The organism is Streptomyces sp. NPDC002499 (assembly GCF_053595415.1).
In genome coordinates this window covers 580,668-604,898 of record NZ_JBSFXO010000003.1, presented here as the reverse complement: position 1 = coordinate 604,898, position 24,231 = coordinate 580,668, and the positions used below count along the sequence as shown (strand labels likewise).

19 protein-coding genes are annotated in these 24,231 nt (G+C 72.1%); 5 read left to right on the top strand and 14 right to left on the bottom strand.

Translation table 11 applies throughout. The features are described from left to right. Positions 1-18: 18 nt before the first annotated feature. The 5 genes from mgt to ACWD5F_RS10580 form a co-directional block, all read right to left on the bottom strand. Entirely contained in the window at positions 19-1,257 is a 1,239-nt protein-coding gene (gene mgt / locus ACWD5F_RS10600; RefSeq protein WP_451253023.1) for a macrolide-inactivating glycosyltransferase, read from the bottom strand. Between the two features lie 87 nt (positions 1,258-1,344). After that, positions 1,345-2,124 (bottom strand): ErmE/ErmH/ErmO/ErmR family 23S rRNA (adenine(2058)-N(6))-methyltransferase, encoded by a 780-nt coding sequence (gene erm, locus ACWD5F_RS10595; protein ID WP_451253021.1) that lies wholly within the window; start codon positions 2,122-2,124, stop codon positions 1,345-1,347. 306 nt (positions 2,125-2,430) lie between these two features. Further along, complete coding sequence (locus ACWD5F_RS10590) at positions 2,431-3,735, bottom strand: ABC transporter substrate-binding protein (RefSeq protein ID WP_451253019.1); 1,305 nt, start codon at positions 3,733-3,735, stop codon at positions 2,431-2,433. Beyond that, on the bottom strand, positions 3,735-4,568 hold the full coding sequence (locus ACWD5F_RS10585) for a carbohydrate ABC transporter permease (protein ID WP_451253017.1): 834 nt from the start codon (positions 4,566-4,568) through the stop codon (positions 3,735-3,737). Before ACWD5F_RS10585 ends, ACWD5F_RS10590 begins: the two co-directional genes overlap by 1 nt. Then, positions 4,565-5,473: a carbohydrate ABC transporter permease gene (locus ACWD5F_RS10580; protein ID WP_123996918.1), complete on the bottom strand. Its 909-nt coding sequence runs from the start codon at positions 5,471-5,473 to the stop codon at positions 4,565-4,567. Before ACWD5F_RS10580 ends, ACWD5F_RS10585 begins: the two co-directional genes overlap by 4 nt. Before the next feature lie 186 nt (positions 5,474-5,659). On the opposite strand from ACWD5F_RS10580, the gene ACWD5F_RS10575 reads away from it, so the two are divergent. Beyond that, the gene (locus tag ACWD5F_RS10575; protein ID WP_451253014.1) at positions 5,660-6,568 is read left to right on the top strand and encodes a phosphotransferase enzyme family protein; all 909 of its coding nucleotides are present in this window, start codon (positions 5,660-5,662) and stop codon (positions 6,566-6,568) included. Positions 6,569-6,610: 42 nt separating this feature from the next. Here ACWD5F_RS10575 and ACWD5F_RS10570 read toward each other — a convergent pair whose 3' ends face one another. The 4 genes from ACWD5F_RS10570 to ACWD5F_RS10555 form a co-directional block, all read right to left on the bottom strand. Next, a complete protein-coding gene (locus ACWD5F_RS10570) occupies positions 6,611-7,333 on the bottom strand; it encodes an exonuclease domain-containing protein (protein ID WP_451253012.1) in 723 nt (240 codons plus the stop codon). 112 nt (positions 7,334-7,445) lie between these two features. Further along, on the bottom strand, positions 7,446-8,684 hold the full coding sequence (locus ACWD5F_RS10565; protein ID WP_401717293.1) for an SAV2148 family HEPN domain-containing protein: 1,239 nt from the start codon (positions 8,682-8,684) through the stop codon (positions 7,446-7,448). A gap of 103 nt (positions 8,685-8,787) precedes the next feature. Then, positions 8,788-10,107 (bottom strand): copper amine oxidase, encoded by a 1,320-nt coding sequence (locus tag ACWD5F_RS10560; protein ID WP_451253010.1) that lies wholly within the window; start codon positions 10,105-10,107, stop codon positions 8,788-8,790. A 66-nt stretch (positions 10,108-10,173) separates the two neighbouring features. Further along, on the bottom strand, positions 10,174-10,989 hold the full coding sequence (locus ACWD5F_RS10555) for a Tat pathway signal sequence domain protein (protein WP_450356653.1): 816 nt from the start codon (positions 10,987-10,989) through the stop codon (positions 10,174-10,176). 183 nt (positions 10,990-11,172) lie between these two features. Between ACWD5F_RS10555 and glgX the strand changes: the two genes are divergently transcribed. The 3 genes from glgX to ACWD5F_RS10540 all read left to right on the top strand — a co-directional run bounded on the left by glgX (position 11,173) and on the right by ACWD5F_RS10540 (position 17,527). Next, positions 11,173-13,281: a glycogen debranching protein GlgX gene (gene glgX, locus ACWD5F_RS10550; RefSeq protein ID WP_451253008.1), complete on the top strand. Its 2,109-nt coding sequence runs from the start codon at positions 11,173-11,175 to the stop codon at positions 13,279-13,281. Positions 13,282-13,395: 114 nt separating this feature from the next. Next, positions 13,396-15,750, top strand: coding sequence for a malto-oligosyltrehalose synthase (gene treY, locus ACWD5F_RS10545; protein WP_451253006.1), 2,355 nt, complete (start codon positions 13,396-13,398; stop codon positions 15,748-15,750). A 526-nt stretch (positions 15,751-16,276) separates the two neighbouring features. After that, entirely contained in the window at positions 16,277-17,527 is a 1,251-nt protein-coding gene (locus ACWD5F_RS10540) for a M14 family zinc carboxypeptidase (protein ID WP_451253004.1), read from the top strand. Between the two features lie 45 nt (positions 17,528-17,572). Here the strand turns inward: ACWD5F_RS10540 and ACWD5F_RS10535 are convergent, their stop codons facing one another. From ACWD5F_RS10535 to ACWD5F_RS10525, 3 genes are all read right to left on the bottom strand, one after another. After that, complete coding sequence (locus ACWD5F_RS10535; protein WP_451253002.1) at positions 17,573-17,989, bottom strand: SSI family serine proteinase inhibitor; 417 nt, start codon at positions 17,987-17,989, stop codon at positions 17,573-17,575. Next, positions 17,986-19,350 carry a M14 family zinc carboxypeptidase gene (locus ACWD5F_RS10530; protein ID WP_451253000.1) on the bottom strand — a complete coding sequence of 455 codons (1,365 nt, stop codon included), beginning with the start codon at positions 19,348-19,350 and terminating at the stop codon, positions 17,986-17,988. Before ACWD5F_RS10530 ends, ACWD5F_RS10535 begins: the two co-directional genes overlap by 4 nt. A 214-nt stretch (positions 19,351-19,564) precedes the next feature. Then, positions 19,565-20,116, bottom strand: a complete 552-nt coding sequence (locus ACWD5F_RS10525; RefSeq protein WP_123996929.1) for an FHA domain-containing protein — start codon at positions 20,114-20,116, stop codon at positions 19,565-19,567. Positions 20,117-20,289: 173 nt separating this feature from the next. On the opposite strand from ACWD5F_RS10525, the gene treZ reads away from it, so the two are divergent. After that, positions 20,290-22,035, top strand: a complete 1,746-nt coding sequence (gene treZ, locus ACWD5F_RS10520) for a malto-oligosyltrehalose trehalohydrolase (protein WP_451252996.1) — start codon at positions 20,290-20,292, stop codon at positions 22,033-22,035. A 44-nt stretch (positions 22,036-22,079) separates the two neighbouring features. Here the strand turns inward: treZ and ACWD5F_RS10515 are convergent, their stop codons facing one another. Continuing rightward, the gene (locus ACWD5F_RS10515; protein ID WP_451253194.1) at positions 22,080-23,027 is read right to left on the bottom strand and encodes an aminoglycoside phosphotransferase family protein; all 948 of its coding nucleotides are present in this window, start codon (positions 23,025-23,027) and stop codon (positions 22,080-22,082) included. Positions 23,028-23,077: 50 nt separating this feature from the next. Further along, positions 23,078-24,205 (bottom strand): aminopeptidase P family protein, encoded by a 1,128-nt coding sequence (locus tag ACWD5F_RS10510; protein WP_451252994.1) that lies wholly within the window; start codon positions 24,203-24,205, stop codon positions 23,078-23,080. Between the last annotated feature and the right edge of the window lie 26 nt (positions 24,206-24,231).

The window sequence follows — 24,231 nt, the reverse complement described above, 5'->3', positions numbered from 1 at the left end:
CGCCGGACGCCTGAGCAACTAGGCGGTCGGTGGCGGCAGTTCCGCCTCGATCAGGTCGACCGCCCTCTGGGTACCGCCCTCTTGGGACATCTCGGCACCGATCTCCTTGAGCCGGCGGGCGACTTCGGGGTCGTCGACCAGGGACAGGGCTGCCGCGCGCAGGGCTTCGGGCGTCGCCTCCGCCGTGGGCAGATGGCGGGCCACACCGAGGGACTGGAGCATGTCCGCGTTGCCGAACTGGTCGACGGCCTGCGGTACGGCGATCATCGGGGTGGCGGTGGCCAGCCCCTCCTGGCTGCCGCCCGCACCGGCGTGCGTCACGAACAGGTCGGCCTGCTTGAGGATCGCCAACTGCGGTACCCAGGAGTGGACTTCGACGTTCGCCGGCAGGTCACCGAGAACGGCGGGGTCCACGTGCCGGCCGATCTGCAGGACGAGATGCCAGCCCGGCAGCCCGCCGAACGCCTCGACGCAGGCCCGGTAGAAGTCGGGCCGGTCGGTGAAGCTCGACCCGAGCGACACGAGCACCACCTTCTCGGCGCCGGCCGGCCGCCGCCACTCCCCCTCGGCCGCGCGGGCGCCCTGGCAGGCACCGACGAAGGAGTACACCGACTCGTCGACCCGGTCGGCGTTCGGCTGCAACGCCCTGGGGATCAGGACGATCGAGCGGTCGGGGCGGCCGGCGAACGGGTCGGGGTGCTGGGTGATCCCGTTCTCCTCCAGCCAGGCGTGGAAGCGGGCGTAGTAGGCCTGGCCGCGCTCGGTCTTCTTCGGCTCGGCCCACATCGGCTCGGCGACCTCCTCCTCGTAGCCCTCCCAGGCGACGAGGTTCGGTGAGAGCGAGATCGCGGGCACGCCCCAGCGGTGGGCGAGGACGCGCGCCGGGTACGAGGTGATGTCGTGCACGACGAGGTCCGGTTCATCGCCGTCGTACGCCTCGATCAGCTGGGGCAGCGCCTGGATCGCGTCGGCCAGGAACGGCTCGACGTTGTCGAGGAGGGTGCTGCCCCAGTCCGCCGGATCGGCGTCGGGCCCCGGCAGCGTGGAGTTCCACACCTTGGGCTCGGCACCGGTCTCGGCGACCTTCTCCACGAACGCCGGCGGGATCGCGTAGGTGACCCGATGGCCACGGGCGACGAGCTCACGGATCACTTCGAGGCTCGGGTTGACGTGGCCGTGGGCGGCGATGGAGAACATGGCGATGTGGGCGGGGGTGGTGGTGCGGGCGGGAGCGGCGGTGCGGGGGCGACTGGTCATACGAGAGACGGTAGGCGAGACGAGACGTCTCGTCCAATCAATTACCTGCACGCCAGGCACGCCCTGCACCGTCAGCGCCCACCGTCCCTACCTCGCCAACACCTCATGCAGCCGCAGCCACTTTTCCGGCGACACCTCCCCCACCAACACCCGCGGATCCAGCCCCGCCGCCCGGAACGCGGCATCGACCCGGCGCCGGGGGCAGGCCCGTCGCAGGGAAGCGTGCAGTGAGCCGCCGACACCGGAGAAGCCCAGCTCGACCAGTTGCCGCCAGCCCTCAAACACATCCGGTTCGAGCAACGGGGTGTCGCGCCGCTCGATCCGGACGATCCCCGCGTCGACGCTCGGCACCGGCCGGAACCGCCTCCGCTCGACGCGACCGACCAGCCGCCACTCGTAGCGAGGCCAGCTGCGGACGGTGAGCAGGGTCCAACTGCCGTAGTCGCCGGTGCGTTTGCGGGCGTATTCGAGCTGGGTGAGCAGCGTGGCGTCGGTGAGGGTGGGTGCCCGCAGGCACCAGTCGACGATGGCGGCGGTACGGGAGAAGGGCACGTTCCCGGCGACGGCGAACGGCGTGCGTGGGGGCCGGGTGTCCATGAAGTCCCCGGCGACGACACGCACTTGGGGCGTGGCGGCGAAGCGGGTGCGGAGTTCGGGCACGAGCCGGGGGTCGATCTCGTGGGCGTGCAGCTCCCGGCACCGGGGAGCGAGCTGCACGGTCAACGCGCCTTTCCCTGCTCCCACTTCGAGCAGCAGGGGTACCTGTCGTCCGCGGGGGACGGCGAGGCGGGCGACGTATTCGGCGGTGGCGCGGTCGGCGAGGAAGTTCTGCGAGAGCGCGCGAGAAGTCCGGGTGGGGCGGGCCATGGCCTGCGGTCCTTGTCTTCCGTAAAAGGGGAAAGGGCAGCCGAAGGCCCTGACCGGAAGACAGGCGAAAGCGAAGAACGGGGCGCGGACCGCACCGCGAGGAAATCAGCGAAGGTCAGCTGATTTCAGTGGCGATCAGCGGGCGTGGCTTCCCGTACCGGTCAGGGCACCGGGACCACGACGCATCCGAACGGAGTGCGTGGTGCCCCGGCCGAGACCGGTGTTGAAGATCGCGTTGAACGCTGCCATGAACGGCACGCTAGGTGCGCCCGCCGCCACCCGGCAACGGATTTTCCGCCCGGCGTGTCAGCGCTGATAGCGGGCGAGCACCAGGTTCCCGTCCTTCTCCAGCCGTTCGCGCAGTTCGTCGAGGTCGATCGCCCCGCTGTAGTACTCCTGGAAGGCGGGGGTCGCCACCTTGTCCTTCCATTCCGGATAGCCCCGCACGGACTGCGCGGGCGCCGGCCGCAGGTACCGCGCCAGGGCCGTGCCCGTGGCCCAGCCGTTCTCGGCGGTGTGCAGGGCCGGGTCCTTGAGTGCCTGGGTGCCGGTGGGCAGCATCCAGTCGCCGAGGGCGAGCCGCACCATGTTCTTGGGCCGCAGCAGGAAGTCGACGAACTCCATGGCCTCTCTCTTGTGCGGGCTGTCCTCGGCGATGGAGAGGGTCTGCGGGCTGACGCCCTGGGTCAGCCCGTCGGCGCCGGCCGGGGCGGGCAGCACCTGCCACTTGAAGCCCTTGGGCGCCTGCTGCACGATCTGCTGGCGGTAGGAGAACCCGAGCGGGACCATCGCGTACCTGCCGCCGAAGAAGCCGGGCAGGGTGTCCGAGCCGCCGCTGCCGAGGGTCGAACTCGGCGCGCTGTCATCGGTGTTCACCTGGTCGTGCACCGTGCGCGGCACCACCTCGTCGCTCGGCTCGAACCGGACGGTCACCTTGCCGTCCGCGCCCCGGTGGAAGAGCTGTCCGCCGGTCGAAAGGGACAGGTTGAGCGTGGCGGAGACGGGCTCCTTCAGCGGCCAGGCGACCCCGTACTTCCCGTCCCCGCTCAGCTGGCGGGTGACGTCCCTGAACTCCGCCCAGCTCCACGGATGTTCGGGCGTCGGAATGCGTACGCCCGACTCCTTCAGCCAGGTCGCGTCGGCGATCAGTACCCGCGGCTCCTGGAGGAACGGCACGCCGTAGACGCCGTTCCCGAAGGTCGCCGTCTCCCAACTCCGCTGCGGGATGTCGGACTTCAGCCGCTCGGGCAGCAGCTCGCGCAGATCGGCGAGGTAGCCGCCGTAGGCGAAGTCGGCCAGGTCGTCGGAGGCGTCGTGGATGATGTCGGGTGCCTCACCGCCCTCGAAGGAGGTTAGGAGCTGGTCGTGGACGCTGTCCCAACTGCCCTGCACGTACTCGACCTTGATGTCGGGGTGGGTCCTGTTCCACTCCGCGACCAGTTCCTTGTTGGCCTTGACCGACTCCTCCTGCCAGGCCAGGGACTGGAAGCGGAGGGTGACGCGACCGTCGGCCGAGTCACCGCCACCGCTGGTGCAGCCGGCCAGCAGCAGGGCCAGCACGGTCAGGAGGGCCGTGACCGCGGGGACGGCACCGACTGTCCTGCCGCGCATCAGTTCTTCACCGCCCCGGTGAGCATGCCGCCGGTGATACGCCGTTGGATGACCGCGAAGACGACCAGGGAGGGCAGGGTCGCGAGGAAGGCCGCCGCGGCGAGCGGGCCGAGGTCCGCCACGCCCTCGGCGCCGATGAAGTGGGTGAGCACCACCGGCAGGGTCTGTTTGTCGGAGGTCTTCAGCAGGACCAGTGCGAAGAAGAACTCGTTCCACGCGGTGACGAAGGCGAACAGCGCGGTCGCCACGATCCCCGGCATGAGCAGCGGCGCCACCACCGACACCAGCGTCCGCAGCCGCCCGGCCCCGTCGACCGCGGCCGCCTCCTCCAACTCGGCCGGTACCGCCCGGACATAGCCGGCCAGCATCCACAGTGAGAACGGCAGCGCCCAGACGACGTAGACGAGGATCAGCCCGATCAGGGAGTCGATCAGGCGCAGGTTCTTCAGCACCAGGAAGAGCGGGATGATCACCAGGACGAGCGGGAAGGCCTGGCTGACCACCACCCAGCCGGTCGCGGCCCGGGTGAGCGGACCGCGCTGCCGGGCCATGACGTAGGCCAGCGGGGTCGCGATCACCACGGCGACCAGCGCGGCCCCGGCCGCGGCGAGCAGGGAGTTGAACGCCGCGTGCAGCAGGGGCTGTTCGTCGAAGGCCTGGCGGAAGTTGTCCAGGGTGGGGTGGTCGGGGATCCAGGTGGGGTGCAGACTGCCCAGCTCGCGCGGGGACTTGAACGCGGTGGAGATGAGCCAGAGGAAGGGGAAGGCGAGGAAGACGAGATACGCGAGCAGGGCCGTGTACTGGCCGACTCGGGCGCTGGTGCGGGTCCTCATGCGTCGTCGCCTCCCCTGAGCCGGCCCACCAGGAAGAGGGCGAGCAGCACCGAGATCGCGGCGACCATCACGCAGCCCATGGCCGCCGCGTAGCCGAACTGGCCGTAGCGGAAGGCCTCTTCGTAGGCGAACAGCATGGGCAGGCGGGTGCGGCCGCCGGGTCCGCCGCTGGTCAGCACGTAGACCAGGGCGAAGGAGTTGAAGTTCCAGATCAGGTTGAGCGCGGTGATGGCGAGGGCGATCGGTCTGAGGGCGGGCCAGGTGACCGTGCGGAAGCGGCGCCAGGCGCCGGCACCGTCGACCGCCGCCGCCTCGTGGAGTTCGCGCGGGGTGTTCTGGAGCCCGGCGAGCAGTGCGACCGTGGTCTGCGGCATGCCCGCCCAGACGCCGACGACGATCACCGCGGGCAGGGCGGTGCCCAGGCCGCTGAGCCAGTCCCGGCCGTCGCCGAGGCCGAGATCGCGCAGGGTCTCGTTGAGGACGCCCGCGTCCGGGTTGTAGACGAGCCGCCACATGATGCCGACGACGACCTCGGGCATGGCCCAGGGGACGATGGCGAGGGCGCGGGCCAGCCATCTCAGCCGCAGGTCCTGGTTGAGCAGCAGGGCGAGGCCGAGCGCGAGGAGGAACTGCGGCACGGTCACCCCGACCGCCCACACCAGCCCGATCCGGAAGGACTCCCAGAACAGGGTGTCGTGCAGCAGGTCCTGGAAGTTGAGACCGCCGATCCACTGGGTGGAACGGGTGCGGCCCGACTGGGCGTCGGTGAAGGCCAGCAGGATGCCGTAGAGCAGGGGGCCGACGCTCAGCACGAGGATCGGCAGCAGCGCGGGCAACACGAGGAACCATGCGGTGCGTTCGCCGGGGCGCGCGGTCGGTCTCCCGGCATTCGACACCAACGCCACGGAATCTTCCCCTTTGTTCGGCTCTCCTCTGTTCGGCTGTTCGGCGCGGCCAAACCCGGCCATGGTCGTGAAGGTCAACCGCCCCGTCAAGGGCGTGCGCACCAGGCCTCACCTGTATGGATGCGAGACTGAACGTCCGATGGCGAGAACCCGACGCCAACGCGAGGTCGAGCACGGAGGCGGACGATGGACGAGGCACGGGCCCGGGACGTACTGGCCGCGGCGGACGTGCTGCCAGGGCCGGCGCGGGACGCGCGGCTCCTCGCCCTGGGCGAGAACGCGGTGTTCGCCGCCGGTGACCTGGTCGTCAAGGTGGGCCGCGACGCCGAACTCCTGGACCGGGCACGCCGCGAACTGGACATCGCGCTGTGGCTCGCCGAGTCGGGCGTCCCCGCGGTGCGCGCGGCGCGGCCGAAGCCGCTGCTGATCGAGGGGCATCCGGTGACCGTGTGGCACCGCATGCCCGATCCCGTACGCCCCGCCGAGCCCCGCGATTTGGCCGAACTGCTACGCCTGGTCCACGCCCTCCCCTCCCCCGCCCCCTCCGCCCCCTCCTCCCTCGCCCCTTCTTCCTCCGGCGGCACCCTCGAACTCCCGCCCCGCGAGCTGCTGGGCGGAGTGGAGCGCTGGCTGCGCCTGGCGGGCGACGCGATCGACCCGGCGGACGCGGCGTATCTGCGCGAACGCCGGGACGGGTTCGCGTCGGCGGCGGCCGCGCTCACTCCGCAGTTGCCGCCCGGCCCGATCCACGGCGACGCGCTGCCCCGCAATGTGCATGTCGGCCCGGACGGTCCTGTCCTGGTCGACCTGGAGACCTTCTCCGCCGACCTGCGCGAGCACGACCTGGTGGTCATGGCCCTCTCCCGCGACCGCTACGGCCTGTCGGCCGAGGCCTACGACTCCTTCACCGAGGCGTACGGCTGGGACGTGCGCGAGTGGGACGGCTGCTCGGTGCTGCGCGGTGCCCGCGAGACGGCCAGCTGCGCCTGGGTCGCCCAGCACGCGCCGAGCAACCCCAAGGCGCTGGCCGAGTTCGAACGCCGGGTGGCGTCACTGCGGGACGGGGACGAGTCGGTGCGCTGGTATCCGTTCTGAGCCCTTTGGCGCACGGCCCGACCCCTTGTGACACAAGGCTGTTCAGACGGTCTCGTCGGCCGGCTCGCGCAGTGGCCAGACGCCGTCCACCACCGCCGTCTCGTCGCCCTTGCGGCGCAGGAAGCTCTGGAAGTCCGCCGCCCACTCGGCGTACCACTCGATCTGACGGCGGTGCAGCTCCGCCGGGCCGAGGGCCGCGATCTTGGGGTGGCGGTCGGCTATGGCACCGGCCAGCCGGGCCGCGGCCAGCGCGTCGGCCGAGGCGTCGTGGGCGGAGTCGAGCGGGACGCCGTACTCCGTGCAGACCGCCTCCAGGTTGCGCTTGCCGCGGCGGTAGCGGTCGACCCAGCGGTCGATGGTGTACGGGTCGATGACCGGGGCCGGGTCGATGCCGCCCAGCCGGTCGCGCAGGGACGGCAGGGCGTACCTGCGCAGTTCGGCGGAGAGCAGGCTCAGGTCGAAGGCCGCGTTGTACGCGACGACCGGGACGCCCGTCTTCCAGTACCCCGCGAGGACGTCCGCGATGGCGTCCGCCACCTGGTCGGCGGGGCGGCCCTCGCCCGCAGCCCGTTCGTTGCTGATCCCGTGCACGGCGACCGCGTCCGCCGGGATCTCCACGCCCGGGTCGGCCAGCCACTCCCGGTGGCCGGCCTGTTCGCCCGCCCTTACTTCGATCACGGCACCCGTGACGATGCGCGCCTGACGCGGATCCGTCCCGGTCGTCTCCAGGTCGAAGCCGACCAGCAGCTCCTGGTGCCAGCCCATCGGCGGCCCCCCTTCTTGGTGGTGCTTTCCCCCAGTGGTCTCCACGATCCCATGTGCCACTGACAATCAGAGGACCGCCTTCCGCTTACCGGCGGGAGGTGTGCACGACACTTCAGGACACGGGCCGCGAATCCGCCCAGGACGTCTCGAACTCCTCGCGGTAGGTCGGGAAGAGACCGGTGTCGTCCACATCGCCGGACTTGACCACCCGGTTCCCGTTGCGCAGGACGAACACCGGGCCCTCCATGCCTCTGGAGCGCCGCAGATAGGACTGGACGACCCCTATGCCGTCGGCGCCGTCGCCGTCCACGAGGTAGGCCGTGAAGCGCGGGGTCTCGTCGTAGACCTGGATCTCGAAGGCGCCCGGGTCGCGCAGCCGGGAGCGGACCCGGCGCATGTGCAGGATGTTCATCTCGACCGCGCGGCTCAACTCGCCGCGCTTCATGCCCAGTTCGCGCTCGCGCCGCTTGACCGAGCTGGAGGCCGGGTTGAGGAACAGCAGCCGCACCCGGCAGCCGGCCTCGGCCAGGCGCACCAGCCGGCGCCCGGAGAAGTTCTGCACGAGCAGGTTGAGGCCGATGCCGACGGCGTCCAGCCGGCGGGCGCCGCCGAAGATGTCCTCGGCGGGGAACTGGCGCAACAGCCGTACCCGGTCGGTGTGTACGGCGACCACGTCCGCGTACCGGTCGCCGACCAGGTCCTCGACCGCGTCCACGGGCAGCCGGCGCGCGGACGGCACGTCCCCGCCGGCGCCGAGGACGTCGAGGAGCTTCGCCGAGGCCCGCTCGGCCTGGTTGAGGACGGCCTCGGACAGGGCCCGGTTGCGGGAGACGACGTTGCGGGTCACCTCCAGCTCGTCCAGGGCGAGTTCGACGTCCCGGCGGTCGTCTATGTAGGGCTCGAAGCACGGCCAGTGCTGCACCATCAGCTCGCGCAGCTGGGGCAGGGTGAGGAAACTGAGGACGTTGTCGTCGGCCGGGTCGAGCAAGTAGCCCTTGCGGCGGCTGACTTCGCGGACGGCGACGGCCCGCTGCACCCACTCCTGACCGGCCGGTCCGGCGGCGGCGACCACCCAGTCGTCGGCGTGGACGGGTTCGTAGATGGGACGCAGAACAGCGGCCACGACAGCTCGCAGCCGCTGTTCGACGAGGTTCAGCCAGATGTAGGCCCGGCCGGCTCGCTGGGCGCGCGTACGCACCTCGCGCCAGGCGTCGGCGTCCCAGTCCAGCTCCGGCCCGATGGAACTCGTCTCCATGGGCCTGGCCAGGGACACCGTGCCGGGCGGGACGTCTGTGGAGTTCCCCTCGTGACCCTCGTCACCAGGGGGCAGCTCCAGCCCTCCCGAGCCCACCCGCGCACCGCCTTCCGCTCCCCCGAGCACTCTCCGTGTCAACGATCAAGGAAGGGTACTCCGGGAGCGGTCGGCGGTGCAGCCGCTTGGACAGGGTCGTTTCTCAACTACTCGGTCGCCAGTGGCCGTTCTGTGACGCGAGGGCGTCGGGAGTGAGCGGATTCATAGCCGTGACGTCGCGCGGGGAGATCGAGAAGCCCTGCCAGTGGATCGGCATGGGCTGCTGGTCCTCGTCCCGGGCGATGTGGTGGAAGCCCACGTTCATCCAGACGATCGGGTGCGTGAGGGTCTGCCCGTTGACCCACTTGTCCACCGACTTGCCCGCCGGAGCAGGGCAGTTGCCCGGGTTGTTGCTGGCGTACTGCTCGCACTTGTTGTACTGGGTGAAGTACAGGTCGTGCTTGGTGAAGCTGCGCCCCGGGTACCTGGTGGTCGTACCGGGCACTATCTCGTACGAGCGCGCGTGGTTGTCCTTGTTCTTGCCGGTCGCGCTGACCATGCGCCACCAGCGATAGGTCTTGGCGTCGCCCGCCAGTTCCTTGGTGACGCTGGTGCGGGTGGTCTTGGTGCTCGGGGCCTGGCGGCCGGGCGCGGGCGCGGTGACGGCCGAGTCGTACTGCTCGACCTTGCCCTTGGAGGAGCCGTCCAGGCCGAAGTCGAGCCGCCAGAAGACGTTGTGGCTGTGGCTGGTGGCGAAGGCCTTGGCGCCCTTGCCGATGGGCCAGCCGCGGCCGTCGCCGGCGTCGTAGTCCTCGTAGGAGAGGCTGCCGGTGGCGCCGACGTTCATGTTGATGGTGCCGTCGTCCTGGAAGCGCCACTCGGTCATGTACTCGTACCAGCCGACCTGGTTGACCGTGTAGACGAGCAGGTCCTTGCCCTGGGCCTGGTAGACCTGGTTGGCGCTGTTGCCCTGCATGCGGTAGGCGTGGCCGCGCGAACGCGTGGTGGTGCACAGGCCCTTGACGTCGGGGTGCGCCGGGTCCCAGGCGTCGGGGACCTTGACGGTCTTGATGGTGCCGCCGGGGCACTCGCCGGGCGCCAGGTTCACCAGACCCTGGGCGAAGCCGAAGCCGGTCAGGTCGTCGTACTCGACACTGCCGTCGTCGTAGGGGACGTCGATCTGGGCCAGGCGGGCGCTGTTGAGGACCTTGATCGGCTTGGTCTCGCCCTTGGGCTGGTACGAGACGTTGTCCAGGACGAGGCCGGCCTTGCTGTCGTAGCGGTAGCACATCCGCCACGTGGTGCCGCTGGCGAGCTTCTGCTCGATCTTGTAGGCGGCGCTGCAGTCGGCGGCCGCCGCGGGGGCCGCCTTCGGCTGGGCGACGGCCGGTCCGGCGCCGGTGGTCGCGCCGGCCGCCAGCGCGGCCACCGAGAGGCCGACGGCCGTACGGCTGCGGGCGCGGCTGAGTCTGTTCACGCGCATGACGAGGTAACTCCCCTTGCAGGAGGTGTCAGTTGGACAAGTGGATGGTGTTCCGCGGGCGGAGACTCAGCCACGGTCGAGGCGGGCGACCTTGCGGGCGCTCAGGTCGATCACGAGCTCACGGGCGTCGATCCAGGGCCCGTTCTTCACCTTCGGGAACAGCCGCACGCACCGGTGTTCGCCGCACTGGTCGAGCGCGGCGGGCTGGGCGCCCGGAGTGGCCCGGTACACCGCGCCGTTGAACAACAGCTGGTCCGGGGAGGTGAGTTCGTTGCCGGTGGCGTCCTTGTAGTCGGCCTTCAGGCCCGCGCCGAGCGGGTCGGCGATCAGCAGCCTGCCCGCCTCGACGTTCTCGGCACGGCTCAGCGGAGGCTGGACACCGTGCTGGGTGCCGGTCTGTTCGACCTTGCCCGTGTCGAGGTTGACGGTCTTGGTGACGAGGGTGTCGTCCTTGTAGTCGTAGAACGTGACGTCGGCGCGCCGGGGCGCGTCCGGGTCGTCCGTCTCGTTGTTCTCCGGGTCGGCGAGGTCCACGGTGAGCCGCTGCGGACCGCGCTGACCGGTCACGTTCTCGGTGGAGTTGAGCAGCTGCCGGTTGGCGGCGATCTGCTCGGCCCGCTTCGTCTCGTCGTCGGTGAGCGGGTCGCCGCCCGTGCCCTTGTCGCCCTCGGCCGGCGCCTGCTGGACGACGCCCGGCTGAACCGCCCCGTCCTGCCCGGCCTGTTGAGCGGCCTGGGTACCGCCGCCGCTCTTGCCGTCGCCCGATTCGTCGGCCCCGGCCGTGCCCGGCAGGGTGATCCCGATCATCACGGCGGTCCCGGCGACCGCGATGGCCGCACCGGCCACCACCTTGCCCAGATGGCGGTGCACTAGATTGCGCACTTCTTCCCCCTACTCCCCCTTTGTCACAGGGAGTACGTGTCTGCCCCACATGTTCGGCATACCGCGTATGCCCGCTGGTCGATCGGTAAGAGGGACGTAAGTCATAGGTGGTTCCATCACTTTCGGGGAGACTCATGACCAAGGCGCCTCCCACGGCGCGCTCCACCTGAAAGAGTCGTGACCATGCAGGTCTGGCCTGGCGAGGCGTATCCGCTCGGTGCCACGTACGACGGCGCCGGCACCAATTTCGCGGTCTTCACGGAAGCCGCGGACCGAGTAGAGCTGTGTCTGCTGCACGACGACGGCTCGGAGACGGCGGTGGAACTGCGCGAGAGCGACGCTTTCGTGCGCCACGCGTACGTGCCCGGCATCATGCCCGGCCAGCGCTACGGTTTCCGGGCGCACGGCCCGTACGCCCCCGAGCGCGGCCTGCGCTGCAACTCGGCGAAGCTGCTGCTCGACCCGTACGCGAAGGCCGTCAGCGGCTCGATCGGCTGGGGCGAGGAGGTGTACGGCTACCACTTCGGCGCACCCGATGAGCGCAACGACCTGGACTCGGCGCCGCACACGATGACATCGGTCGTGGTCAACCCCTACTTCGACTGGGGCGACGACCGGCGCCCACGCCGCGGCTACCACGAGACGGTGCTCTACGAGGCCCATGTGAAGGGCCTGACCATGCGCCACCCGGGGCTGCCGGAGGAGCTGCGCGGCACCTACGCGGCGCTCGCGCACCCGGCGATCATCGAGCACCTCACCGAGCTCGGGGTCACGGCCCTGGAGCTGATGCCGGTCCACCAGTTCGTCAACGACCACCGCCTGGTGGACATGGGCCTCAACAACTACTGGGGCTACAACACGATCGGCTTCTTCGCCCCGCACAACGCGTACGCCTCCTGGGGCGACCGCGGCCAGCAGGTGCTGGAGTTCAAGTCGGCGGTGCGGGCACTGCACGAGGCCGGTATCGAGGTCATCCTGGACGTGGTCTACAACCACACGGCGGAGGGCAACCACCTGGGCCCGACGTTGTCCTTCCGCGGCCTGGACAACCCGTCGTACTACCGGCTGACCGACGACAAGCGCCACTACATGGACACGACCGGCACCGGGAACTCCCTGCTCATGCGGTCCCCGCACGTGCTCCAGCTGATCATGGACTCGCTGCGGTACTGGGTCACCGAGATGCACGTGGACGGCTTCCGCTTCGACCTCGCGGCCACCCTGGCCCGGCAGTTCCACGAGGTGGACCGGCTGTCGTCGTTCTTCGACCTGGTGCAGCAGGACCCGGTGGTCTCCCAGGTGAAGCTGATCGCCGAGCCGTGGGACGTGGGCGAGGGCGGCTACCAGGTGGGCAACTTCCCGCCGCTGTGGACCGAGTGGAACGGCAAGTACCGCGACACCGTGCGGGACATGTGGCGCGGTGAGCAGCGCACGCTCGCGGAGTTCGCGTCCCGGCTGACGGGCTCCTCGGACCTCTATCAGGACGACGGCCGGCGCCCGCTGGCCTCCATCAACTTCGTGACCTGTCACGACGGTTTCACCCTGCACGACCTGGTCTCCTACAACGACAAGCGCAACCAGGCCAACGGCGAGGACAACCGGGACGGCGAGAGCCACAACCGGTCCTGGAACTGCGGGGCGGAGGGCGAGACCGACGATCCCGAGGTCGCCGGACTGCGGGCGCGCCAGATGCGCAACTTCGTCGCCACGCTGATGCTCTCCCAGGGCGTGCCGATGATCAGTCACGGCGACGAGTTCGCGCGCACGCAGGGCGGCAACAACAACGCGTACTGCCAGGACAACGAGGTCGCCTGGGTGGACTGGCCCACCGAGGACAGTGAACTACTGGCCTTCACGCGCGCGATGGTGTGGCTGCGCAAGGACCATCCGGTCTTCCGCAGGCGCCGCTTCTTCCACGGCCGGCCCGTGGAGGGCACCCACGACGAGCTGTCGGACATCGCCTGGTTCACGCCCGAGGGCGAGGAGATGATCCAGCGGGACTGGGACTCGGCCCGGGCCTCGGCGCTGACGGTGTTCCTGAACGGCAACGCGATCTCCGAACCCAGTTCGCGCGGTGAGCGGATCGGCGACGACTCGTTCCTGCTGATGTTCAACGCCTCGCCGAAGACGCTGGAGTTCGTGGTCCCGGTCAATCACGGCCGGCAGTGGCAGGTGGTGGTCGACACCGCCCGCTCGGACGGGGTGCCACCGAGCGACGGGCCGAAGGTGCAGGCCGGGGACCGGCTGACGCTGGTGGACCGGAGCATGACGGTGCTGCAACGGCCGGTCTAGGCCGGGCGCGCGGCCGTGGGCCGGCCGACGCGGGCACCCGTGTGCCGGCCCACGCGGCACACGCATGGCGGCTGCGATGACACGAAAGGCGGCGGGGCGGGTACGTAGGTCTGCATGACACCTGAGCGACCCGACCCCGTGGTGCCCACGGCGACCTACCGACTCCAGCTGCAGCCCGAGTTCCCGTTCGCGGCCGCGGCGGCGGCCGTGCCGTACCTGGCCTCGCTCGGCGTCTCGCACCTGCATCTGTCGCCGGTCCTCGAGGCCGTGCCGGGTTCGGCACACGGCTACGACATCGTGGACCACGCGCGCGTACGCGAGGAACTGGGCGGCGAGGACGGGCTGCGCGCGCTGGCGCGCACCGCGCGGGAGCACGGTGTCGGGCTGGTGGTGGACATCGTGCCGAACCACATGGCGGCCGTTCCGCGCCACAACCGCGCCCTGTGGGAGGTGCTGCGGGAGGGTCCCAAGTCGCCGTACGCGCGCTGGTTCGACATCGACTGGGAGGCGCAGGGCGGCCAGGTGCTGCTGCCGGTGCTCGGGCAGCCGCTCGGGGAGGCCCTGGCGGACCTGCGGGTCGAGGACGGCGTACTGCGCTACTACGACCAGGAGTTCCCGCTGCGCGAGGGGACCGAGGAGCTGCCGCTGCCGCAGCTCGTCGACGCGCAGTGGTATCGCCCCGTGTGGTGGCGGCTGGCCCGCACCGAGCTCAACTACCGGCGTTTCTTCAGCATCTCGGAGCTGATCGGCGTGCGGGTCGAGGACCCGGAGGTGTTCGAGGCCACGCACGCCAAGACCCTCCAGCTGCTGCGTGAGGGCGTGATCGACGGGCTGCGTGTCGACCATCCCGACGGGCTCGCCGACCCGGACGCGTATCTGAGCCGGCTGCACGAGGCGACCGGCGGGCGCTGGACGGTGGTGGAGAAGATCCTGGCGGACGGGGAGTCCCTGCCCGCCTCCTGGCCGGTCGCGGGCACCACCGGCTACGACGCCCTGCGGCACGTCGACGGCGTCTTCACCGACCCGGCCGGGTTCGGTGAACTCCTCGGCCAGTACCGCCGGTTCGCGGCCCCGCAGACGGACCGGGGCGGCGACTGGGCGGCGACCGTGCGGCGGGCCGCCTACCGGGTGCTCACGCACGAGCTGGCCGCCGAGGTCGACCGGCTGACCCGGGTGACCGCCCGGCTGTGCGCGACCTCGCCTGATCCCGCGCTGCGCGACCGGGCGCCCTGGGCGCTGCGCACGGCGCTCCAGGAGCTGCTGGTCCGCATGGAGGTCTACCGGCCCTACGCCTCCGGTGACGCGGGGGCGGTCGTCACCGAGGAGGCCGCCGCCGAGGCCCGGCTCGCCTTCGTGGTGCCGGAGGAGGCGGGCGCGGTCGGCGTGGTGCACGACCTGGTGCTGGGGCGGGCCGGTGAGGGGCCCGCGCTCACCGAGTTCCAGGTCCGGTTCGCGCAGACCTCGTCGGCGCTGCGCGCCAAGTCCGTCGAGGACACGGCGTTCTACCGCTACGTACCGCTGCTGTCGGCGACCGAGGTGGGCGGCGACCCGGGCAGCCCGGCGGTGTCCGTGGCGGACTTCCACGCGTACTGCGCGCGCGTGCAGCGCGACTGGCCGCTGACCGGGACCGCCCTGTCGACGCACGACGCCAAGCGCAGCTCCGACGTGCGGGCCGCGCTGGCCGTGCTCACCGAGAGCCCGCAGCGATGGGCGGACGTCCTGGCCGACGTGACCGCGGCGGGCGAGGGCGTGCCGGATCCGCAGCTCGCGTGGGCGGCCTGGCAGACGGTGTTCGGGCTCGGCGAGACGGACGCGGACCGCGTCGGACAGGCCCTGCTGAAGCACGTACGCGAGGCGGGCCTGTACACGAGCTGGACCGAGCAGGAGCCCGCGTACGAGGAGGCCGTGGCGGCGTTCGTCGCGGCGGGTCCCTGCGGGCCGCCCGGCGAGCAGGTCGTCGCCCTGCGCCGCGCGCTGGCGCCGCACATCCGGGCGAACGTGCTGGGCACGGCCCTGGTCCAGCTGACGATGCCGGGGGTGCCGGACCTCTATCAGGGCACGGAGAGCGAGTACCGCGCCCTGGTGGACCCGGACAACCGGCGTCCGGTGCCGTTCCCGGCGGCGGACCCCGGCGAGAAGGACGCGGTGACGGCGGCGGCGCTGCGGCTGCGCGCCCGCAGGCCGGGCGTCTTCGGCGACACGGCGACCTACACGCCGCTGGCGGCCGAGGGCCCGGCGGCGGCCCACTGCGTGGCGTTCGCGCGCTCCGGTGAGACCGTCACGGCCGTGACCCGCCTGTCGCTGCGCCTCGCGGAGGCGGGCGGCTGGCGCGACACCGATCTCGCGCTGCCGCCGGGCCGCTGGGCCGACGTACTGGCTCCGGAACGGGAGTTCACGGGGCACGCACGCGTGGAGGAGCTTTTCGAGCGGCTGCCGGTGGCGCTGCTGGAGCGGGTGGGGGACGCCTAGCGGGTGCGGGACACCTGAGGAGGGGTACGGGCGGTCCGGCACCCGGCCTCGTTCTCCGAGTGCTCCGAGTGCTCCGACCCGCGTGCGGAACCTCACGGCGCGCCGGTCCGTCGTACCGGCCACCGGCTCGTGTCCGCGCGCACTCCCGGGGCCGGCGCCGGACGGCCGGCGCGCGGTGCCGGGCGGCGACGGCCGGTGCACGCCCGGGCTCCCCGCCACCGTCCGGCGGCCGTCCCGCGGCCCTCCCGGTGCCGGGCGGCGGCGGAATCGGGCCGATCCGCTCACCGTTCGTCAAATGGCGGCCGAGTACCGGGTGTTCGGCACGCACCTGGTGGGTCCCGACTGCCGTACGCCGGTGCCCACGCCCCCGGGCTCTCGGATACCGCACCCCCGCTGGCAGCAACGGCCCTTCCCGCTGGCGGTAAATGCCTCTGGGCGCCCCCTGGAGCCTCCCCCGTGCCGTCCTTGACAGGCCCCGAACCGCCATGGGGTACTGCGAATGCGAAGCCGGGCGGACGTGACGGGGGTGAGTCTCCTGCCGCAGCTGCGCTACCCCACCGTGGCCCAACTCTCAGCATTCGCACGGGATGTGGCCTTACGTCGGCCGGCTCTGTGCACGCTGCGACAAGTGGGCACCTCCCGCGCGGGCAGGCCCCTCCACCTGCTGTCCGTCGGCCATGCCCGACGCGCCGTGCTCGTCGTCGCGGGAGCCCACGCCAACGAACCCACCGGCGGCGCCACGGTCCTCGCGCTCGCCGAACGCGTGCTGGAGGAGCGGGAGTTGCGCTCCGACACGTCCTGGCACTTCCTGCTCTGCGCGGACCCCGACGGGGCGAGCCTGCACGTCACACCGGCACCGCGCAGCCTGTACGAGTACCACCGCGGTTTCTTCCGGCCGGCCGCCGAGGAGCAGCCGGAGTGGGCGCCCTCGGTGCTGCCGCCGGACCGGCTGCCGCCCGAGACCCGGACGCTGACCCGGGTCATCGACGAGCTGCGCCCCTACCTCCAGGTGACCCTGCACGGCACCGATCTGGGCGGCAGCTGGGTCCAGTTGACCAAGGACCTGCCCGGGCTCGCCGAGCCGTTCGCCAAGTCCGCGGCGGAGCTGCACATCCCGGTGGAGACCGGCGCCTCGGACGCGGCCGGCTGGTCGGCGTCCGGGCCCGGGGTGCATGTGATGCCCTCGCCCGGCGCGGGCGCCGCGTACCCGAGCATGCCGGACGACGCACGGCACAGCACCTGGTACCACGCCCATCGCTACGGCGGCCTGACCGCGGTGGTGGAGGTGCCGATGTGGGCGAGCGACCTGGTGGACGACGCGGCCCCGCATCCCGCGCCGGCCGCGGCGATCCGTCAACTGGCGCGCCGGCTGCTGCGGGACGGCACGGAGGTCGACCGGACGCTCACCGAGGCGCTGCCGCGCCTTGCGGGCGTCGACGGGCCGCTGCTGCGCGCCGCCAGGTGGGCGCTGGAGCTGATACCGGGCCTGGCCGCGGACTGGATGCACACACCGCCCGCCGACAACACGATGGCGTACGTCGGCAGCGTGGACGCCTTCGCCCGGCGGCTGCCGCTGCGCGCGGCCGCCATGCTGCTGCGGGTCCTGCGGGAGACCGACGACCATGCGGCAGCGCGCCTGGACCGGCTCGTGGCGATCTGGAGCGACGCCTTCGCGGACCGCTTCCGCGCCCGCTGGGTCCCGCTGGAGCACCAGGTCGAGCACCAGTCCCGCACGGTCGTGGCGGCAGCGCTGTACGCGCGCGAGCGGGCCGGGTGAGGCACGCACGCGTACAGCTCGTCGCCGTACCCCCGTCTCCTGTCCTCAGCCGTCGAGCGCGAACACCGATCCGGTCCGGGCCGCCAGCACGCACGCGTTGGAGAAGGTCTGCGCGTACTCGACCGGGCGGCCCCGCCACTCCCCGCGCGCGTGCACGCTGATCGGCGCGTAGACCATCGAGCAGAAGACGTCCTTGGCCGGGATCGCGGCGATGTCGCCGTCCGCCGCCGCGAGTTCGGCGCAGGCCTCGGCCGCCTGGTGGTGGCCCTGGGGCGGGTCGCACAGCAGCAGCGTGCCGCGGGTGTCGCTGGAGCGGGCGTCGCCCTTGGTGACGGTGAGGTAGAGGTGGTTGCCGGGGAAGGCGTCCGTGGGCGCCGCCACCGCGGGGGCCGAGCAGGCGAGGAGCAGGAGGGCGGCCGACAACAGCCCTCCCCGGGTCGCGGTCGAAGCAGATGCAGTCATTCCCGATGCATCGGCACGGCGGCTTCGGAACCCCACCCCGGCTCACCCGAACGGGAGCGCGCGGACGCGTGCCGCCCGGCGAGTTCGAACGCGGCGAGCACGACCCGCGACTGGTACTCGACCTGGCGCGAGACCGGGATCCACCGCGCGCCGCAGCCGTCCCGGTAGTCGGCGCACCACTCGTCGATCAGGCGGTCGAGGTCCGCCCGCACCCGGGCCTGGTCGCGGCCCGCCCGGGTCACGAGCTGGTGCAGCAGTCCGGCGGTGCGCAGCGCCAGGCGCCGTCCGGCGATGCGCAGGGCGGCCAGGTGGGCGGTGCTGAGCGGCGGCAACGGGCGCGCGCCGGCGGCGATGTCGGGGTCCCAGGTGTCGGCGAGGCCGGGGCAGACCAGTAAATAGTCGTCCACCGGGGCGAGCAGGCGCGCCGCGTCCGGCACGCCCGCGAGGTGCGGGCGGATGCGTGCGAGGAGGTCGGCGAGGCGCCGGGCGTCGTGGCGCAGGGTGTGGCTGACCGTGCGCAGGACCGCGGCCCCGTCGGCGGGCGGCGAACCGTCGGCCACGGCGTCGACGGCCCACATGGGCGCCTCGACGACCGCCGTCACGGTCCCGTGCCGGTAGGGGTGGAACCAGGTCGACTCGACGGCCGCCTCGGTGATGGCCGCGGCCAGGTCGCCGCGCTGCGGCGGCGGGATGCGGTAGACGGCCGGCCCGAGGTTGGGCCAGTACAGGGTGTCGTACGGGCCCAGTTCGCGCGGTACGCCGAGGCGGGCCGCGGTGTGGGCGACGCGGCGGGCGAGGCCGGGCAGGTCGTGGGTGAGCTCGACGAAGCCGCCGCCGACGTCGACGCCGTGCAGGGAGCACTGCAGAAAGGGCCGCAGTTCGTCCTGGAGGTCGAGGAGGGTGCGGGTCTCCGGCAGTACGGCGCCGGCCGCGCCGTCGGGCAGCCACTCGGGCTGTTCCATGAAGCCGGGCCGGAAGAAGTTCCGGAAGTACCGGCCCAGCGTGTACGGGCCCGGCAGCCAGCCCTCGTTGCGGCGCAGTCCGTCGGGGTCGAGGCAGAGCAGCAGGTTCCAGGTGGCGTCGGCGCCCTCGGTGAGCCGGGGGTCGGCGAGGGCGCGTTCGGCGAGCCGCAGCACGGTGGCGCCGCCGACGGGTTCGTTGGCGTGCGGTCCGGCGACGACGAGGGCCTGTCTGACGCCGTGTCCGACGGAAAGGAGCCACAGGGGGGTGCCCGCGCGCGAGGTGCCTACCCTGCGCAGCCGGGCGTCCTGGGGACGCCGGGCGACCAGAGCCGCCGCCCGCGCGCCGAGTTCGTCGACGGTCGGGTAGCGGAGGAGGGGTACCAGGGCACACCTCCACATAGTGGTACCGCCGATTCACCGGATGTGCATGGTGTACGCACAGTCAGTCACGGCCGGGGAGGTACGTCAACACCGCTGCCGGGAAAGGGATTCGGCCCTCCGCAACAGATCAACAGCCTGTCATGCTCAGGCCAACGATGGCCGGAAGTAGGCGGTCGGAAAGTCCACGGCCGGGCGTCCACGACCGAAGCTCGTCGAAGCGGCGCGGAAGCGCTCAGTCGACGGCGAGCCGGTACGTCATCCGTCCGAACCCGATCTGGTCGCCCTCTCGGACGACGGCCGCGCCGATGACGCGCCGTCCGTTCACCGTCGTGCCGTTGGTCGAGCCGAGGTCCCGCAGCACCCACATGCCGCCCTGCCGGCTCAGTTCGGCATGCACCCGGGAGACCGTCTCGTGGGTCAGGCGCAGCCCGTTCGCCGGGTCGCGGCCGATGCGCAGCGGGTAGCCGCTCGCCGGGTGGGGCAGCAGCAACTTGGGCAGCCGCTCGGCCTGCCAGGCCCTGCGCAGCCGTACGGTGAAGCCGGAGACGGCCTCCACGGTGCCGAACACCAGGCGCGAGACGCGGCTCTCGGTGGGCAGGTCGGCGGTGAGCGCGGCCAGTTCGTCGGAGCGGCGGGCGGCCAGCGCCACCTCCATCCGGCGGATGAACGTGTCGTGCGACAGCCGTCCCATGGCGACGCCGTCACGGAGCACCTTCAGCGCCTTGTCGCGCTCCGCGTCGGACAGCCGCGCGGGGTACGTGTTGAACTCGAAGGACGACGTCACGTTCGTGATTGTCGGGCAGCGAACTCCGGGTGTCCAGAAAACGAGAAAACGGTCACCACGCGTGCGTACCTGACGACACCCACCACAAAAGGGCGGATCCAAAAGCGGATTGATCGCGTTTGAAGCACGATGGTGTGGCTACATCCCGGTGAGCAGACGAAGGGGAACCGTCCGTGCAGTTCGAGGTGTGGGCACCGCAGGCCGACCGTGTGACGCTCCATTGCGACGGCGCCACGCGCGCGTTGGAGCGTGATCCGGGGCGCGAGGGCTGGTGGCGTGGTGAGGCGGAGGCGCGGGCCGGCACGCGCTACGGATTCGCGCTCGACGACGGCCCGGTGCTGCCGGACCCGCGCTCGCGCCAGCAGCCGGACGGCCCCGACGGGCTGAGCGCGGTCGTCGACCAGGGGAGCTACGAGTGGCGCGCCGAGTGGGCCGGACGGCCGCTGCCGGGCGCGGTCCTGTACGAGCTGCACGTGGGCACGTACACACCCGAGGGCACCCTGGACGCGGCGGCCGAACGCCTCGGGCATCTCGCCGAACTGGGCATCACTCACGTCGAGTTGATGCCCCTGTGCCCCTTCCCCGGCAGACACGGCTGGGGCTACGAGGGCGTCTCGCTGTGGGCGGTGCACGAGCCGTACGGCGGACCCGAGGCGCTGAAACGGTTCGTCGACCGGGCGCACGAACTGGGCCTGGGCGTCGTCCTGGACGTCGTGCACAATCACCTCGGTCCGTCCGGCAACTACCTGCCGGCGTTCGGGCCGTACTTCACGGACACCCACCACACACCGTGGGGTTCGGCCGTGAACCTGGACGCGCCGGGCTCCGACGAGGTGCGGGCCTATCTGCTGGGCAGCGCCCTGTCCTGGCTGCGCGACCACCGCATCGACGGGCTGCGCCTGGACGCGGTGCACGCGCTGGCGGACACACGCGCGCTGCACTTCCTGGAGGAGCTGTCCACCGCCGTCGACGCCCTCGCCATCGACCTCGGCCGGCCGCTGTTCCTGATCGCCGAGACCGACCTGAACGACCCGCGGCTGATCACCCCGCGCGCGGAGGGCGGCCTCGGGCTGCACGCGCAGTGGAACGACGACTTCCACCACTCCCTGCACACCGCACTGACCGGTGAATCGCAGGGCTACTACGCCGACTTCGCGCGCGCCCCGCTGGCCGCGGTGGCCAAGACGCTCACCGGCGGCTACTTCCACGACAACACCTGGTCCAGCTTCCGCGGCCGCCACCACGGCCGCCCCCTGGACCGCGTGCGCGTGGCGGCGCACCGCCTGCTGGGCTACAGCCAGACGCACGACCAGGTCGGCAACCGCGCCCAGGGCGACCGCCTGTCCGCCGGCCTCTCCCCCGGCCTGCTCGCCTGCGCGGCCGCCCTCACGCTGACGGCGCCCTTCACACCGATGCTGTTCATGGGCGAGGAGTGGGCGGCCGGCACGCCCTGGCAGTTCTTCACCGACCACACCGACCCCGAGCTCGCGGACGCCGTACGGCGGGGCAGGCGGCGGGAGTTCACACCGCACGGATGGGCCGAGGAGGACGTGCCCGACCCGCAGGACCCGGCGACCCGCGACCGCTCCGTCCTCGACTGGAGCGAACTCGACGACGAGCCCCACGCGCGCGTACTGGCCTGGTACCGCCGCCTCCTCGCGCTGCGCCAGGAGCAGCCCGACCTCACCGACCCCGACCTCGCCGACACCAAGGTCGCGTACGACGAGGGCGAGCGCTGGCTCGCCTTCCGGCGCGGGGACGTCCGGGTGGCCGTGAACCTCGCCAAGGAGCCCGCGGCGATCCCCCTGGGCCCGCGCCAGGCGCGCGTGCTCGCCGCGTGGGAGCCGGTGGAGGCACCGGGCGCGGACGGGGTGCTGAACGTGCCCGGGGAGTCGGCCGTCGTGCTGCTCCAGGGGTAGCGGCGGCGAGACGGCGGGAGGCCACGGGCCGGGTGCCGGGGCCCTCAGAGCTCGCCGTCCGAGCCGTCCTCCCGCAGCTCCGTGACCCGCTCCAGCAGGATCGCCTCCCAGGCGTGCCGGAGTTGCAGCGCGAGCAGGGGCAGGGAGTCGGTGTCGTGATCCTTCAGGGCGGCGGCGAGGCGGATCACCGTGTCGCAGCGGGCGAGCCACAGGCCGCGCAGACAGGGGCGGGCGCCGTAGCCGGCAAGGGTGGCGGCGCGGACGGCGGCGGGTGAGCCGACGGCGACGGCGAGTCCGGCGATGTCCTCGGCGGGGTCGCCGAGGGCCGCGTCGGTCCAGTCGAGGACACCGCGCACCCGGCCGTCGACGCTGACCACGAGGTGCTCGCCCTTGAGGGCGTGGTGCACGAGGACCGCTCCGCCGTGCTGGGCCGCGGCCAGCTGGACGGCGGCCTGCGAGGGCAGCTGGTGCAGCCGTGCCGGGTCGAACTCGTCGGCGGCGCCCAGGCGTTCGGCGTCCTGCACCGCCATCCGGCGCAGCGCCTCCAGGGAACGCGGCGCGACCCGCGGCACCCCGAACACCTCGGCCTGCCGCGCGGGCACCTCGCGCAGCCCTGTCAGCAGCCCCGCGAGGTCGGCCTCGCCGACGGCGGACACGTCGTGCTCGCCCGCCGTGCCGCCGGGCACCAGGGTGTCGAGCGTGTACGTCAGCCCGGGCGACCACTCGCCGTGCGCCACGCTGGTCGGCACCGCGACGGGCAGGTGCGGGCGTACGAGGTCGCGCAGGCGCAGTTCGCGGCGCTGGCGGACGGTGGCCTCGCGGTCGGGGGCCAGCCGCAGCACATGGCGGGTGCCGACCCACCAGGTGGAGTGCTCGCCGCTCTCGGCGACGGGCCGCACGGCGGGGCCCGTGCCGCTGTCGGTGCCGTCCTTGAGCAGGGAACGGACCAGTCGGCGGACGGTGTCCGCGGTGGGTGTCGGTGCCTGGGTCATGGTCGCGCCGTTGTCGCTCGGGGGTGTGCTGGGGGTGTCCATGCGGCCGGTCAGTCCACCACGACCAGTTCGCGATCGGTGTTGTTGAGCCGACGGCCGCCGTCCTCGGTGACCGTGACGATGTCCTCGATGCGCACCCCGAACCGGCCCGGCAGATAGACGCCGGGCTCCACGGAGAAGCACATCCCGGGTACGAGGGGCTGCTGTTCGCCCTCGATCATGTACGGCGGCTCGTGCGTGGTGACGCCGATGCCGTGCCCGGTGCGGTGGATGAAGTACTCGCCGTACCCGGCGTCCACGATGACCGCGCGGGCGGCCCGGTCGACCTCCTGGCAGGCGACGCCGGGACGCACCGCCCGGAAGCCCGCCTCCTGGGCCGCGCGCACGAGGTCGTGCACCCGGCGCTCCTCCTCGGTGGGTTCGCCGACGTGGACCGTACGGGAGGTGTCGGAGCCGTAGCCGTCCTTGAGGCCGCCGAAGTCGAGGACGACCATGTCGCCCCGCTCGATGACGCGCTCGCCGACCTCGTGGTGCGGGTTGGCGCCGTTGGGGCCCGAGGCGACGATGGTGAAGTCGACCTGGGAGTGGCCGAAGCGGCGCAGCAGGTCGGCGAGGTCGGCACTGACCTCGGACTCCTTGCGGCCGCCGAAGGGAACCTTCCGGATCTCCTCGAACGTTGCGTCCGCAGCCGCGCCCGCGGCTGCCATCAGGTCCAGCTCCGCCGCGTCCTTGACGGCCCGCAGCATCGGCAGGGCCTCGGTGAGGGCGGCGTACGTGGTGCCGGGCAGGGTCCGCTGGAGGCCGAGCAGGTGCAGCGCCCAGGCGTTGTCGCTGACGCCGAAGCGGCCGGTGGAGTCGAGCAGGGCGGCGGTGGCGGCGTAGGGGTCCTTGCCGTCGGTCCAGTCGCGCAGGTTCAGCGCGGGCGCGCCCGGGGCGTTGGCGGCGTCCGGGGCCTCCAGAGTGGGGACGACGAGGACGGGGGCCCGGCCCGGGGCGAGGACCAGCAGCGTGAGGCGTTCCGTGATCGCCGTGGGCGCGTAACCGGTGAGCCACACGAGGTCGGGCCCGGGGGCCACCAGGAGCCCGGCGAGACCGGCCTCGGCCGCGGCCCGGGCGGCACGCTCCATGCGGGCCCGGTAGTCGTCGGCGGTGAAGGGCGCGGGCGTACTGCCGGTCATCCGGGCCTCCCTGGACGGATGCGGGA